This is a genomic window from Bacillus sp. BK450, from assembly GCF_004364885.1.
GTDB classification, from domain to species: domain Bacteria; phylum Bacillota; class Bacilli; order Bacillales; family Bacillaceae; genus Bacillus; species Bacillus safensis.
This window is the reverse complement of sequence record NZ_SOBQ01000001.1, coordinates 362,558-377,744: the sequence shown is the minus strand read 5'-3', so window position 1 is coordinate 377,744 and position 15,187 is coordinate 362,558. Positions and strand designations below refer to the sequence as shown.

Genomic DNA, 15,187 nt, shown 5'->3' with positions numbered 1-15,187 from the left:
TCAAATGAAAAAATTGAATATTCGCTGGCTCAGCTTTTTTGTTATTGTTCTTGTCTTATTTGGCTTAACTTTTGTTAAACTGCCGTATTACGTGACAAAGCCGGGTGATGCAACAGAGATTGCCCCTCACATTCAAGTGGATGGTGGATACGGCGAGAAGGGCAGCTTCTCTCTTATGACGATAAAAGTAGGCCCAGCCAATCCGTATACGTATTTGCTTGCGAAAATGAATAAATATGACGAGATCGTCCCAGAAGAAAATATTAAAGCGGACGGAGAGTCTGATGAAGATTATATGAAAAGACAGCTTCAGCTGATGAAAAGCTCTCAAGAAAATGCCATGATTGCAGCGTATACAAAAGCAGGCAAAAAAGTAGATTATACGTTTAATGGGGTATATGCGAGCTACGTTATGAAAGGCATGCCTGCTTATGGCAAAATTGAAGTGGGCGACCGGATTAAAAGCGTTGATGGCAAGACGTATGATTCTGCTGATAAAATGGTGTCGTATATCAGCCGTCAAAAAGCTGGTACATCTGTCCGTTTTGTCCTTGAACGAAACGGCAAGGATATCACGCAGAAAGTGAAGTTGAAGCCTTTTAAAGAAGAGCCGAACCGAGTCGGAATTGGCGTATCTTTATTTACAGATCGAAATGTGAAGGTGTCGCCTTCTATTAAGGTGGATATTGAAAATATCGGCGGTCCGTCGGCAGGTTTAATGATGTCACTTGAAATTTATAATCAGCTGACAAAAGAAGACGAAACACATGGCTATGCGATTGCAGGGACTGGAACGATAGACGCTGATGGTACGGTCGGGCCAATTGGCGGAATAGATCAAAAGGTTGTTGCAGCAGATAAAGCAGGAAAAGATATCTTCTTTGCACCAAACGATAAAGGTGATCCAAATTCAGACTACAAAAATGCAGTGAAAACAGCGAAAGATATTAAAAGTAATATGAAAATCGTTCCTGTGGACACAATGCAGGACGCACTGAACTATTTAAACAAGTTAAAAGAGAAAGCATCTTAAGTGAAAAAAGAGCAGCCTTCATCAAAGGCTGCTCTTTTTATCAAGATTGGAAGAGACCAGTCTCTTCATCATAGCGGATCGGTGAGGTTTTAAATTCTGCTTCTGTTAGCTTTGTTTGCATTGGTTCGCTGATGGGAAGGCTGAAGACGCGGGAAGCGCGAATGTCAAGATCAAGGGCAGGATGTGAAAAGGAAGACAGCTTGCTGACAAGCGGTACGTCCAATTCCTTTTTGACAAGAGATAAGTATTGCTGCCCTTTCTTTGACATACCAAGTAAACGAATGTATGGCGCGTGTTTCTCCTTTAGCAGCTCATGCATAACAGTTTTCTTCACCCTCATTAAAAGGTGCGTATTCATCCGCTGCAGCCTTGTCCACGTATATCGTTTTGTTTTCACAAGTGATAGATATTCCTCGTAGGTGGACGTATGTGTGATCGCCTTTTGCATGCGGTGTTCGATGCCTTCTTCAATTTCATAGATGCCTTCTAATTCTGCTGTATCCATTGTGTGAAACACATGTTTTAAGAAGCTGAAATAGTCTTCTTGCGTATGTAAAAGACCATAAGAAGAATAATAGTCATGTAATTGCTTAAGCGAAGCTTCCGGGAGATAAGAGGCGACAGTTTCAAATGACCCGTTCTCTTTTAAGGCTTTTCGGATGCTTGTCGCGCTTGCGATTTTCTGATGTTTAGGAAGCTCTTGATCATGATAACCGGATGCAATTCTTTGAGAGGTAAAGGGCTCTATGTGAGGAGATCTCTCTAAGATGGCTTTGACATAGTGGAAGCCTAAAATGTTATTGGGCTTAGACAGATCCAGTAAGTGTTTAGGATCAATGATCTTTTGAAACGCAGCGGCAGAGGCTGCCGGATAACTAAGCCCTTCTTTGACCTTTGCTTTTGTGAAAAGATCAATTTCTTCTTTTTTTTCATGCCAAGCGTGAGCTGTTCGCTCAAATGTTTTAATGTCCCCATCCTCGCTTCCGAAAAAAAGGGAGCGGCATTTTAAAGCGTCTAAAATAGACACAGCGCCATTTGCAAAGGTTTCTGCCTTTTGCACTGCATAGATGTATGGAAGCTCACATACGATGTCTACACCGTTTTGCAATGCCATTTTTGTACGTGCCCATTTGGAGACGATAGCAGGTTCTCCGCGCTGGAGGAAAGATCCGCTCATGACGGCAATGGCTACATCTGAGGAGGTATGTGTTTTCGCCTGGCGAACATGATAGGCATGTCCATAATGAAATGGATTGTACTCGACAACGACTCCTGTTGCTTTCAATTGATGTTCCGCCTTTCTTGCTATGGTTAAATGGTCTATGCTACAGTAGCATAAGGGAAAAATGAAGCCCATTTTTTTCAGTGTAGGCATTCCGTGAACTGATGTCAAACAACGCTCTGACATCACAAAGGACTGTAAAGAAAAAATATTGACAAATAGCATGATGAAAGCTATAATCATGTTTGTTGCTCTTAGAGGTGATACAATTGAAATGGACAGTTTATCAGTTACATCAAAAAGCTAAAAACAGCTTCGATTTTCATGAGACGGTTGACTTAAATGAACTTACTAGCCTTCATTCAGATATACGTCGCATTTCACCAGTAGAGGTGAAAGGGACTGGAGTGATCGAATCAAAGCAAGTCGCATTTGATTTAACCATCACAGGTGAAATGACATTGCCTTGTTCAAGAACGCTTGTTGATGTAAATTATCCATTTGCGATTTCAACGAAAGAACTATTTGTACTTCATAAGACAGACGATATAGAAGATGAAGACGTATCTGTTGTAGAAGACGATATCATCGACTTAACGCCTATAGTCAAGGAAGAAATTCTTCTTGAAGTGCCGATGCAAATCTTTTGCGACCAAACAGACGTAAAAGGTGCTGCACCACAGGAAGGGAATGACTGGGCGGTCATTTCGGAAGATGCACATCAAAACCGAATTGATCCGCGTCTGGAAGGCTTGAAGAAGCTCTTAGAAGAAAATAATGAATCTTAACTCTTTAAGGAGGTGGGAATAATGGCTGTACCTTTTAGAAGAACTTCTAAAATGAAAAAAAGATTGCGTCGTACGCATTTCAAACTACAAGTACCTGGTATGGTAGCTTGCCCAGAATGCGGTGAAATGAAAATTTCTCATCGTGTCTGCAAATCTTGCGGAACATACAAAGGCAAAGACGTAAAAAGCAACTAATGCTTGATAAAAAAGCGTAAGGGAATCTTCCCTTGCGTTTTTTTATTTGTCTATTTTTTAGGTTTCTCTCCTGCAAATAGTCTATCTACTCTAGTAAGCGCATATGATGTGGTATTCAGATTCAGGGGGGATGATCAATTGACGATTACAAGGCAGGACGCATGGACGCAAGATGAAGATTTACTTTTAGCAGAAGTCGTCTTAAGACACATTCGAGATGGAGGAACGCAGCTTTCCGCATTTGAAGAAGTCGGAAAAGCGTTGTCAAGAACGGCTGCAGCATGTGGATTCAGGTGGAATTCATACGTCAGAAAACAATATCAGGCAGGCATTGAGCTGGCGAAAAAACAGCGGAAAGAACTGCGTAAAAAGATTGGGATTCATTCCTCGGGTTTACCACAAAATACGTTAACAATAGAAGAAAAGGCAACTTCAGATCAGGCTGAATTGACCTTGCGAGAAGTGATTCAGTTCTTAGAGCAGCTTGAAAAAGAACCTGCTGGCTCTGCTGATTTACGCGAAGAACTAGCGGACACGCAGCATCAATTGAAGTCGCTCACGGAAGAAAATGAACACCTGAAGCGGCAATTAAAAATGACAGAAGAAGATTACCGGGCACTCATTGGGATTGTTGAAAGAGTCAAACAGAATATCAACTTAAAAGAATATGCTAAATAAGAAAGCGCCCCTCACAGAGAAAGGAGGGGCGTTTTGCCATCAGTATTAAGCAGATTCACCTGTATTTTTTTGGATATGGGCAGGTTCCCAGATGAGTGGATTTTCCCCTTTGTCGCGTTCCATATCATATTTGACTGCTTCAAAGCCCATTTTACCCCAAAAACCGGCAGATTTGACGCGAGGATTGGTCCGGATTGGCAATCCGAAAGATTTGGCGAAATCAACAAGTGCCTCGCCGTACCCTTTACGCTGATACCCAGGAAGCACTTCCAGCTTCCACAGCTCTAAATAATCATGATTGTGGTCAAAGTACGTTGTCGTCGAGCCGTCCACTTGATAAAGGCTCATACGTGCGACCAGCTTATCTCCAAAATAAATCCCGTAAAATGGAGAGTTGCTGTCATTTTCAATCATATTACTTTCAAGGTCTTCAAGCATGGATAGTTCTTGTATACCATATTCCTTAAATTGTTTAAATTCCTCTAAAGTTTTGTAATTGATTAGAAGTCGTTTTACTTGTGTCATATGATCTTCCCCCTTACACACATAATGTCGACAGTGATGTCATTGAAGGCGTTTTCATCCCATCCGCCTTAAAAAGTTTTTACACTTATTATTATAGTTTTTAAATTAAAAAAATTCAATCGCGGCGCGCTATCTGCTTTTTGCATCGCGGCTTGAAACTGTTAAAATGGTTGATATGATGAAGTAAACAGAAAAAGGGAAGTGCGGCAGTTGAACATTGGAATCATTGGCGGCGGTGCGATTGGTCTGCTTTGTGCCAGTTATTTATCACAGCATCATGACATCACTGTTTTGACAAGAAGAAAAGAACAAGCAGAGGAGATTCGAACATCAGGAATTAAGCGAACGGTAAAAGGAGAGACATTCCGGGCGTCTGCGGAGGCAAGGGCAGGGATTACAGGAGGATTTGATCTGCTGATTGTGACAGTGAAATATCACCATCTGCAAGAGGTGCTTGATGAACTATCAACATTACCTCGTCAGCGAATCCTATTTTTACAAAATGGCATGGGCCACTTATTAGATTTAGAAAAATGGGACACGTCGCATTCGATATATATAGGTGTCGTAGAGCACGGCGCCATGAAGGTATCAGACCATGCAGTGAACCATACAGGGATCGGTGTCATCAAGTGGGGAGCTTTTCATCCTGAGGATACAGCTGATGTGAGAAATGCTTTGTATGAAACGCCGGCCCATTTTCAGATGATTTATACGGATGAATGGAAAAGAGTGCTGGAAGAAAAACTGCTAGTTAATGTTTGCATTAACCCGCTCACGGCTTTATTGCATGTGAAAAATGGAGAATTGATCGCAAATCCTGCATATGAATACATGATGAAATGTGCATTTGAAGAAGCATTGTCCATTTTAGGTCTGGCTGAAGAAGAGCGTCTCTGGTCACACGTCGTTTCAATTTGTAAAAAAACGGCCGCCAATCAATCGTCAATGCTTCAAGATATCGTCAAAGGCCGTGAAACCGAAAGAAAAGCCATCGTTGGCTATCTTTTAAAAAAGGCTCAAGCTCAAGAGATGATGGCGCCACATCTTACTTTCTTCAATCGAAGCTTGGAAGTATTGGAAAAAAAGCAAACAAAATCTTTTGAGTGAGCTCATTTACATGCTATACTTTTTTCGGGAAACTAACTATTTATTTTATTGAAGAAAGGAAGTTCTAAACATGCAATTGACTGAACTTTCCATCCGAAGTCAGAATTTATTCATACGTGATTATATAGAAGAAAAAAAAGAGATGACTGCTTTTTTTGATTATGATATACATTCTGAGCACACATGGAAAAAGAGATACGACGATCTCATGGAAATGAGCTTCCCGCGCGAGGCTTTAGCGGATTATATGAGCGCATACCACGCAAAGTTTGAATCGGCAGCGATGCGTCAGAACATTGAAAAGATCCGTGATGAACGGAGTGTCATGGTGGTTGGAGGACAGCAGGCAGGCCTACTGGCAGGACCGCTTTATACCATACATAAAATCATATCCATTATTCAGTTCGCAAAAGAAAAAGAATCAGCGCTTGGTGTTCCTGTGATTCCAGTCTTTTGGGTAGCAGGTGAGGATCATGACGTAGATGAAATTAATTTTGTCTACACATCCGGCGAAAAAGGTCCAGTCAAGCAAAAGCTGCCATTACATAACGTCAAAAAAACTGCGGCCAAAAGAACACCTCTGCATCAAGAAAAAACAGAAAAATGGCTCCGCGATGTGTTTTCAACGTATGAAGAATCTGCGTATACTAATGACTTGCTTGATCAGCTTCTTCGATGTTTACGCAAATCACAAACGTTTACGGATTTCTTTGAATGGATTGTATGCGACCTTTTTGAAGAAGATGGACTGCTTCTATTTAATTCAGGAGACTTAGGCGTTAAACCACTTGAGCGTACGTTATTCAAGCACATTGTCGAGACAAATGATGCAGTCACAGCTCGTTTGAATGAAACGCAGGCTGCCATGAAACGAGCGGGATATCAGCCAATCATTGAAGCTGGTGACAATCAGGCGAACCTGTTTTACGAATATGATGAAGAGCGTTTCCTTATTGAAAAAGAAAACGGCCAGTTTTCTATATCAGAAGTGGGGCTTACGTGGACAAAAGAAGAGCTTTTGCAGGAAATTGAGGAGCACCCAGAACGGTTCAGCAACAATGTGGTGACGCGTCCCTTAATGCAGGAAACCCTTCTCCCGACACTTGCTTTTATGGCAGGACACGGTGAAGTCAACTATTGGGGAGAGCTGAAAGGAATTTTTGAGCATTTTAAATTAAAGATGGCACCTGTTCTTCCAAGACTGCACGTGACCATCCTTGAAAGACACATCGACAAGAAGCTGCCTGTCAGAGAACTTTCTCTAGAAGAAGTGCTCACAAACGGAGTAAAAGAAAAGAAAGAGGCTCACTTTGAGCAAAGCCTTCCAGACAGCTTTGTTCAAGCCGTTGATCAAGCGAAACGTGAATTAGCGAATGTTCATGGTGTATTGAGGCAAGAAGCACTGAAGGTTGAACCAAACTTCGAGCAGCTGCTAGATAAAAATGCCAAATTTATCGAAGATCAGCTTCAATTTGTTTATCAAAAGGTGGCGCAGCGTGTGGAAGAGAAGGAAGGATATATCCTTCGAGATTTTGAACGGATTGAAAACAGCTTAAAACCATTAGATGCCCCGCAAGAAAGAATTTGGAATATCATGTACTTTTTAAACAAATATGGTCCAGAATTCTTCAAAACGTTCAAAAATCTGCCATTTTCATTTCAAAACAAGCAGCAAATTGTCAAACTTTGAAATAAAGTTTTAATGAACCCTGACTAGTTCAGGGTTTTTTTTTATGTAGAAACAGTGTAAAATAAGTTTTGTGGAGAGAAGTGGTGGATAGTGGAGAGTAAGGGTGAGAAAGTGGGGCTCTGATTATCATGTTCATGGGTGAATACCAACATACGATTGATACAAAAGGGCGCATGATCATCCCTGCTAAATTTAGAGACGGTCTCGGAGAACAGTTTGTGCTGACGAGAGGGCTTGATCAATGTTTATTTGGCTACCCTATGAGTGAGTGGAAACTAATTGAAGAGAAACTCAAAGCACTGCCGCTAACGAAAAAAGATGCACGTGCGTTTACCCGGTTCTTCTTCTCCGGCGCAGTTGAATGCGATCTGGACAAGCAGGGGCGCATTAACATCGCATCAAACCTACTCCAATATGCAAAACTCGAAAAAGAATGTGTGGTCATCGGCGTTTCAAATCGAATTGAGTTGTGGAGTAAGTCGATCTGGGAACAATATACAGAAGAGCAAGAAGATTCTTTTGCTGAAATTGCTGAAAACATGATTGGGTTTGATATATAATAATCCCTTGTGCAGCAAGCTTTCTACACATTCATTTCTATTTGAAAAAGGTGGGACCATAACATCATGTTTCAACATGAGACAGTATTATTAAAAGAAACAGTTGACGGTTTAAACGTCAAAGAAGACGGTACATATGTAGACTGCACGCTGGGCGGAGCAGGTCATAGCTCATATTTACTATCTCAACTATCAGAAAAAGGTACATTGATTGGATTTGACCAAGACGATGCTGCACTGGATCATGCACGAGAGAAGCTCGCGGATTCAAAAGCGAACATTCTTTTCATAAAGAGCAACTTCCGATATTTAAAAGAACGTCTGAATGAACAAGGCATTACAAGCGTAGACGGTGTGATTTTTGACCTTGGGGTTTCATCTCCTCAGCTCGACACACCAGAGAGAGGCTTTAGTTATCACCATGATGCACCTCTTGACATGCGAATGGATCAAACAGCCGCATTGTCGGCAAAACAAGTGGTGAATGAATGGCCATTTGAAGATCTAGTTCGGATTTTCTACAAATATGGGGAAGAAAAATTCAGCAAGCAAATCGCACGCAAAATTGAAGAAGCTAGAAAAAAAGCAACAATTGAAACAACAGGTGAGCTTGTCGACATTATCAAAGAAGGAATTCCCGCACCTGCAAGACGAACTGGCGGACATCCAGCAAAAAGAGTGTTTCAAGCGATCCGAATTGCAGTAAATGATGAATTGAAAGTTTTTGAAGAAGCACTAGAACAAGCAATAGAGTTACTCAATCCGAAGGGGAGAATTTCTGTCATTACATTCCATTCACTTGAAGACCGGATTTGTAAAAGTACATTTAAAGAAATGTCTTCTCTTCCAGAACTTCCGCACGGACTACCAGTGATTCCAGAAGGACTTGAACCAAAGCTGAAGCTGATCACGAGAAAACCAATCGTTGCATCAGAACAAGAGCTGGAACATAACAACCGTGCCCGTTCAGCGAAGCTCCGAATTGCAGAAAAAAAGTAAAACGACACCATAGATGATGATAAAAAGGAGGTTTCTTATGAGTAATTTGGCTTACCAAAGAGAAGTAAAACAATATCAAACAGAGCAGCAAGGCCAATCGGTTGTTATTAAAAGAAGAGGTTCTATCACACTTGGTGAAAAAATCTTACTTGTCATGTTTGTCATGGCTCTTATGTGTAGCTCCATTCTCATCATTTCTAAGGCCTTTGCTGTCTATCACGCCAATATCGAAGTCCAGAAATTAGAGCAGCAAGTATCTTTAGAATCGAAGAAGATCACTGAGCTTCAAAAAGAAAAAGACTTGCTGAGTGAACCAGAGAGAGTCATTGATACTGCGAAAAAAGCAGGCTTAAGCATTTCGAAAGATGTTAAGAAGGTCGATTAAGATGGCGATGCCTAAAAAGAATAAAATGATGAACAGAGGCGCGGCAATTGCGAGTATTTGCTTCGCCCTGTTTTTCTTTATCATCCTTGCACGTTTTATCTATATTCAGATTACAGGAACGGTCGATGGCCAAGTGTTAGCCGCAAAGGCAAATGAACAATATCAATCGAAGAAAACACTTGAAGCGAAAAGAGGGTCTATTTTAGACCGAAATGGGAATGTGATTGCCGAGGATACATCTGTCTATAAGCTCATTGCAATCATGAGCAAGAAAATGACGGTCGATCCAAAGCACCCGATGCATGTCGTCGACAAAGAAAAGACAGCAAAAGAGCTGTCAAAAGTCATTGATATGAGCGAAAGCGAAATTTTAAAGCGTCTGAATACAAAAGATGCGTTCCAAGTGGAGTTTGGTAAAGCTGGGAAAGACATCAGTTTTTCAACAAAGGAAAAAATTGAAAAGCTAAAGCTTCCAGGGATCGCATTTGAAAAAGACACGAAGCGATATTATCCAAACGGCATGTTTGCGTCGAATCTGATCGGTTATGCTAGATTAGATGAGGCAACGAAGGACATGTCAGGCGCGATGGGACTTGAGAAGGCGCTGAACAAATTTTTAAAAGAAAAAGACGGCTATGTGACATATAACAGTGACAGAAGCGGATGGGCTCTTCCAAATAGTAAAGAAGACATTGTCGCTCCGAAGGATGGAAAAAATGTCACGTTGACCATCGATCAAAAAATCCAAGCGTTCCTTGAAGAAAGTATGACGCAGGTTGCCAAAAAATATAAACCGAAGAAAATCATTGCCACAGTCGTTGACCCAAAAACGGGAAAGGTGCTCGCGATGGGACAGCGGCCAAGCTTTAATTTAAATGAATTAGACATTACGAATTATAACAATGATGTCATTTCATATGCGTTTGAACCAGGTTCAACGATGAAAATCTTTACACTTGCTGCGGCAATCCAAGAAGGAGTCTACCAAGGCAATGATAAATATCAATCTGGTACTTATAAAGTAGGCGGCGGCCTTGTAAGAGATCACAACAATGGAAATGGCTGGGGGAAAATTGACTTTCATGAAGGTGTCCTCCGTTCGTCTAACGTAGCTTTTGCAAAGCTGGCAAAAGAAAAATTAGGCTTCACGCGCTACGAACAATATTTGCAGAAGTTCCATTTCTATGACAAAACAGGTATTGACTTACCGAACGAAGCGTCTAGTAAAATCAATTACAGATACGAATATGACAAAGCATCGACGGCTTACGGTCAAGCGTCTGCCATTACACCGATTCAACAAATCGAAGCAGCGACAGCGATAGCAAACGGCGGAACGATGATGAAGCCATATGTCATTGATCATATTACAGACCCGAACACAAACAAAACGATTTTACAGCACGAACCAACAGTAGCTGGAAAACCAATTTCCTCTGATACAGCAAAGCAAGTCCGTGACATTTTAGGTGAGGTGGTTTCCTCGAAGATTGGAACAGGCCAGCCTTACCAAATCAAAGGATTTGATGTTGCTGGGAAAACAGGAACAGGACAAATTGGCGGTGCCGGCGGTTATCTCAAAGGAAGAAACGATTACGTCTTTTCATTTATGGGAATGGCGCCAAAAGATGATCCGAAGCTGCTCGTTTATGTAGCTGTACAGCAGCCGCAGCTGTCTGATACAGAAACTGGCTCTGCCCCAGTTGCACAAATCTTTAACCCAGTGATGAAAAATAGTCTGCTATATTTAAATATTGCACCAACAAAAACAGACGATAAAAAATCAGGCGAACAAAAAGTGAAACAAGAAACAATGCCTTCATTCTTAGATTTAGAAGTGAAGCAGGCGGAAACAGAAGCCCAAAACAAAAACTTAACGCCTGTTGTCATCGGTGACGGTCTCTCCATTAAACGACAGTGGCCAAGTGCAGGCTCTGAATTCTCTGAAAGCCAGAAAGTTTTCTTGAAAACAGCAGGAAAAACGATAAAAATGCCTGATATGACAGGCTGGTCGAGACGGGAAGTCCTTCAATATGCATCCATTTCCGGTGTGCATATCGAAACAAAAGGACAAGGATATGCTGTCAAACAAAGTGTGAAAAATGGAGCGGAGATTTCAGATAAAGTCGTCACTGTGACATTTAAAAGCCCGAATTAACTGCAAAACCTAGCAAACCACTTGCTAGGTTTTTTCTTTTGCCTGCGGGATAGACGAGACGTTCTACATAAGGACGGGCCTGCATATGATGGAAACAAGCCATATGTATGTAAGGAGTGAACCGGGCGTGCGAGTATCAAGTGTAACAGTGAGAAAACGATTGCTTTTCGTGCTGCTGTTTGGGGTGATCATTTTTTTCATCATAGATACTAGATTAGGATATGTACAGTTTATTATGGGCGAGAAGCTCACAAGCTTAGCAAAAGATTCATGGAGCCGGAATCTCCCGTTCGAACCAGAAAGGGGAGATATTTTGGACCGAAATGGGGTAGAGCTTGCGACGAACAAAAGTGCCCCATCTATATTGGTCGTCCCGCGGCAAATTAAAGATCCCGCAGAAACAAGCAAAAAACTGGCGGCAGTACTGAATATGTCTGAAGAGAAAGCGTACAAGCACGTCACAAAGAAAACATCCATCGAACGAATTTCTCCAGAAGGCAGAAAAGTATCTCATGAAAAAGCAAAAGAAGTCAGAGAGCTTGATCTAGATGGCGTTTATGTTGCGGAAGACAGCATCAGACACTATCCGTTTGGCAGTTTTCTTTCTCATGTGCTGGGCTTCGCCGGAATTGATAATCAAGGGTTACTTGGACTGGAAGCCTATTATGACGATGACCTAAAAGGTGAAAAAGGCTCTGTCAAGTTCTATTCCGATGCAAAAGGGCAGAAAATGCCAGATGAAGCAGATGATTATACACCGCCTAAAGATGGTCTTGATATGAAGTTAACTGTCGATGCGAAGGTGCAAACCATTATAGAACGGGAATTAGACAATGCGCAGGCAAAATATAACCCAGATGGGATGATTGCAATTGCGATGAACCCGAAGAACGGTGAAGTGCTTGGGATGTCGAGCAGACCGGATTTTGATCCAGCGGATTATCAATCAGTTGACTCGAAAGTGTTTAACCGAAATTTACCGGTGTGGAGCACATATGAGCCAGGTTCGACGTTTAAAATTATTACGCTTGCAGCAGCACTAGAAGAGAAAAAAGTCAATTTAAAACGAGATCATTTTTTTGACAGCGGTTCTGTGACAGTTGATGGTGCAAGACTTAGGTGCTGGAAAAAAGGCGGCCACGGATCACAGTCATTTTTAGAAGTGGTTCAAAACTCCTGTAACCCCGGTTTTGTTGAACTAGGCGATCGTCTAGGAAAGGATAAATTATTTTCCTATATTAAAAATTTCGGGTTTGGCCAAAAAACAGGAATCGATCTTCAAGGGGAAGGGCGAGGCATTTTGTTCCCGCTGGACCGAGTTGGCCCTGTAGAGCAGGCGACAACTGCCTTTGGTCAAGGTGTATCTGTTACGCCGATACAGCAAGTAGCTGCCGTAGCAGCTGCGGTAAATGGCGGAACACTTTACACGCCTTACATTGCAAAAGAATGGATAGATCCAATCACAAAAGAGGTAGTGAAAAAGCAATCACCGATTGCCAAAAAGAAAGTGATTTCAGCAGAAACATCCAAAGAAATCAGATATGCGCTTGAAAGTGTAGTCGCTCAAGGAACTGGCCGAAATGCATTTGTTGAAGGATATCGAGTTGGCGGAAAAACAGGGACAGCACAGAAGGTAAAAGACGGCAAGTACATGGAAAATAACCACATTGTGTCATTTATCGGGTTTGCGCCTGCTGATGATCCGAGTATCGTTGTATATGTGGCTGTAGATAATCCGAAAGGCACTATTCAATTTGGCGGGACAGTTGCTGCACCAATTGTGGGTCATATTATGCGGGACAGCCTGCCTGAGATGGGTGTGAAAAAAAGAAAAGGACAAATTGAAAAGAAGTACCAGTGGCTGGACACAAAAACCATTGAAGTACCGAATCTTGTAGGGGGATCTGTTTCAGACCTTGAATCCTTACTGATTAACCTTAAGATCGATGCTTCTGGAACTGGCAGTAAAGTGGTGAAGCAATCGCCTGCTGCCGGGACAAAAGTCAAAGAAGGCTCCACCATCAGATTATACTTAAACGATGAATAATAAAGAATGAACAGAGGGTAGCCGCACTCATTCGGCTGCCTCTTTTTGTTGAAAGAGAAGTTCTGTTTGAAAAAAAGAGCCTAAAGTGTGTTTTTTCCAAGAGAAACTTAAGGAATACGCTGGATGTATCCCTTTTTTTACGATAAAATATAGACTGTGTGTTTTTTTCACAAGACATGCACGTGAACGAATTTGAGAGGTTTGATATGAAATGAAATTACAAGAACTCCTTACATATTTTAAAAGTGAAAACAACGAACTAATAAACGAAAATCCTGATATCACTTCCATTGAAATGGATTCAAGAGAGGTGAAAAAAGGAAGCCTTTTTGTCTGTATAAAAGGCTATACAGTAGATGGACACGATTATGCTGAAAAAGCGGTGAAAAGCGGGGCTGCAGCGATTGTAGCAGAACACCCTCTTAACATATCAGATGTACCAGTCATTATTGTAAAACACTCTCAAAGAGCTCTTGCAAGAATAGCTGATGCGTTTTACGAGCAGCCAACTCATAAGCTGAATCTCATCGGGATCACAGGAACAAACGGAAAAACTTCGACAACACACATGATTGAACAAATGATGAGAAAAGCCGAAAAGAAAACTGGCTTAATCGGTACGATGTATATGAAGGTGAATGATGACATTCTCGATGTGAAAAACACCACACCTGAAAGTGTCACACTTCAGAAAACTTTTAAACAGATGCTTGACCAAGATGTAGACACAGCCATTATGGAAGTATCATCACATGCACTGCATCTTGGCAGGGTACATGGATGTGATTATGATATTGCCGTTTTCACAAACCTTTCGCAGGACCATCTTGATTACCACAACACAATGGAAGAATATAAACATGCGAAAAGCTTGCTATTCTCACAGCTTGGCAGTGCCTTTCATCACGATAAGCCGAAGCATGCAATTTTAAATGCAGATGATGACGCTTCGAGTTATTATGAAAAAGTGACAGCTGCTGAAGTCATGACATATGGCTTAGAGCAAAAAGCAGATGTGATGGCAAAGAATATTCAAATCAAACCGAAGGGAACTCAATTTGATTTGATCACTCCAATTGGCACAAAAAATGTGACAGTTGCCCTCATCGGTAAGTTTAATGTGTACAACATCCTAGCAGCTGTATCAGTAGGGATCGTATCTGGCTTAACATTTGAAACGATTGTAAGTGCTATTGAAGAGCTGGAGGGAGTCAAAGGCCGATTTGAACTTGTGAACTGTGATCAAGATTTCCCTGTTATCGTCGATTACGCCCATACACCTGACAGCTTAGAAAATGTCCTGACAACGTGTAGAGAATTAACAGAGGGCAAAATTTTCTGTGTGATAGGCTGCGGCGGCGACCGTGATAAAACAAAGCGTCCTCAAATGGCCCAAATCGCAGTGAAGTATGCAGATGAACCTGTATTTACTTCAGACAACCCAAGAAGCGAAGATCCTTCAGCTATTTTAAAGGATATGGAAAATGGGGTTCCAGACGCATATTATCATAGTTTTGTGAATCGCAAACAAGCCATCTTTTTTGCAATTGCCAATGCGAAAAAAGGCGATACAGTCTTAATAGCGGGTAAAGGTCATGAGACATATCAAATCGTCGGCGATCAAGTTTACGATTTTGATGATGCAAAGGTTGCTATGGACGCTATTTTAGATCTAAACAAATCTTAAAATGATGAAAAGAGTGTAATGAAATGAAGCATTTTGTACAAAAACAACATACGAAGAACGCGAATGAATACCTTAATAATGAATGTGATTTTCTGATGGAAAACGGCTTT

The 15,187-nt window shown here is 41.4% G+C and carries 14 protein-coding genes; 12 read left to right on the top strand and 2 right to left on the bottom strand.

Annotated features, from left to right (window positions below; genetic code table 11):
* Nucleotides 1-4: 4 nt before the first annotated feature.
* Nucleotides 5-1,033 carry a SepM family pheromone-processing serine protease gene (locus tag EV579_RS01890; protein ID WP_133743855.1) on the top strand — a complete coding sequence of 343 codons (1,029 nt, stop codon included), beginning with the start codon at nucleotides 5-7 and terminating at the stop codon, nucleotides 1,031-1,033.
* Nucleotides 1,034-1,073: 40 nt separating this feature from the next.
* Here EV579_RS01890 and EV579_RS01885 read toward each other — a convergent pair whose 3' ends face one another.
* Nucleotides 1,074-2,318 (bottom strand): nucleotidyltransferase, encoded by a 1,245-nt coding sequence (locus tag EV579_RS01885; RefSeq protein WP_166644675.1) that lies wholly within the window; start codon nucleotides 2,316-2,318, stop codon nucleotides 1,074-1,076.
* 206 nt (nucleotides 2,319-2,524) lie between these two features.
* Here EV579_RS01885 and EV579_RS01880 point away from each other — a divergent pair, with 206 nt between their 5' ends.
* The 3 genes from EV579_RS01880 (at nucleotide 2,525) to gerR (ending at nucleotide 3,916) form a co-directional block, all read left to right on the top strand.
* Entirely contained in the window at nucleotides 2,525-3,043 is a 519-nt protein-coding gene (locus EV579_RS01880) for a YceD family protein (protein ID WP_019743276.1), read from the top strand.
* A gap of 21 nt (nucleotides 3,044-3,064) precedes the next feature.
* The gene (rpmF, locus tag EV579_RS01875) at nucleotides 3,065-3,238 is read left to right on the top strand and encodes a 50S ribosomal protein L32 (protein ID WP_008354700.1); all 174 of its coding nucleotides are present in this window, start codon (nucleotides 3,065-3,067) and stop codon (nucleotides 3,236-3,238) included.
* Between the two features lie 138 nt (nucleotides 3,239-3,376).
* On the top strand, nucleotides 3,377-3,916 hold the full coding sequence (gene gerR / locus EV579_RS01870) for a sporulation-specific transcriptional regulator GerR (protein ID WP_024424269.1): 540 nt from the start codon (nucleotides 3,377-3,379) through the stop codon (nucleotides 3,914-3,916).
* A 45-nt stretch (nucleotides 3,917-3,961) separates the two neighbouring features.
* On the opposite strand, the gene EV579_RS01865 is transcribed toward gerR, so the two are convergent.
* Entirely contained in the window at nucleotides 3,962-4,441 is a 480-nt protein-coding gene (locus tag EV579_RS01865; protein WP_133743854.1) for an N-acetyltransferase, read from the bottom strand.
* A 210-nt stretch (nucleotides 4,442-4,651) separates the two neighbouring features.
* Here EV579_RS01865 and EV579_RS01860 point away from each other — a divergent pair, with 210 nt between their 5' ends.
* The 8 genes from EV579_RS01860 (at nucleotide 4,652) to EV579_RS01820 (ending at nucleotide 15,077) form a co-directional block, all read left to right on the top strand.
* Nucleotides 4,652-5,551, top strand: a complete 900-nt coding sequence (locus EV579_RS01860) for a 2-dehydropantoate 2-reductase (RefSeq protein ID WP_044330790.1) — start codon at nucleotides 4,652-4,654, stop codon at nucleotides 5,549-5,551.
* A 70-nt stretch (nucleotides 5,552-5,621) separates the two neighbouring features.
* The gene (gene bshC / locus EV579_RS01855; RefSeq protein ID WP_133743853.1) at nucleotides 5,622-7,241 is read left to right on the top strand and encodes a bacillithiol biosynthesis cysteine-adding enzyme BshC; all 1,620 of its coding nucleotides are present in this window, start codon (nucleotides 5,622-5,624) and stop codon (nucleotides 7,239-7,241) included.
* 128 nt (nucleotides 7,242-7,369) lie between these two features.
* Nucleotides 7,370-7,801 (top strand): division/cell wall cluster transcriptional repressor MraZ, encoded by a 432-nt coding sequence (gene mraZ / locus EV579_RS01850; RefSeq protein WP_003211163.1) that lies wholly within the window; start codon nucleotides 7,370-7,372, stop codon nucleotides 7,799-7,801.
* 66 nt (nucleotides 7,802-7,867) lie between these two features.
* Entirely contained in the window at nucleotides 7,868-8,800 is a 933-nt protein-coding gene (gene rsmH / locus EV579_RS01845; protein WP_073205089.1) for a 16S rRNA (cytosine(1402)-N(4))-methyltransferase RsmH, read from the top strand.
* A gap of 37 nt (nucleotides 8,801-8,837) precedes the next feature.
* Nucleotides 8,838-9,185: a cell division protein FtsL gene (ftsL, locus tag EV579_RS01840; RefSeq protein ID WP_024424265.1), complete on the top strand. Its 348-nt coding sequence runs from the start codon at nucleotides 8,838-8,840 to the stop codon at nucleotides 9,183-9,185.
* Between the two features lie 7 nt (nucleotides 9,186-9,192).
* Nucleotides 9,193-11,343 carry a penicillin-binding protein gene (locus tag EV579_RS01835; protein ID WP_208300729.1) on the top strand — a complete coding sequence of 717 codons (2,151 nt, stop codon included), beginning with the start codon at nucleotides 9,193-9,195 and terminating at the stop codon, nucleotides 11,341-11,343.
* Nucleotides 11,344-11,470: 127 nt separating this feature from the next.
* Nucleotides 11,471-13,390, top strand: a complete 1,920-nt coding sequence (locus EV579_RS01825; RefSeq protein ID WP_024424263.1) for a stage V sporulation protein D — start codon at nucleotides 11,471-11,473, stop codon at nucleotides 13,388-13,390.
* Between the two features lie 211 nt (nucleotides 13,391-13,601).
* Complete coding sequence (locus tag EV579_RS01820) at nucleotides 13,602-15,077, top strand: UDP-N-acetylmuramoyl-L-alanyl-D-glutamate--2,6-diaminopimelate ligase (protein ID WP_024424262.1); 1,476 nt, start codon at nucleotides 13,602-13,604, stop codon at nucleotides 15,075-15,077.
* The last annotated feature ends 110 nt before the right edge of the window (nucleotides 15,078-15,187 follow it).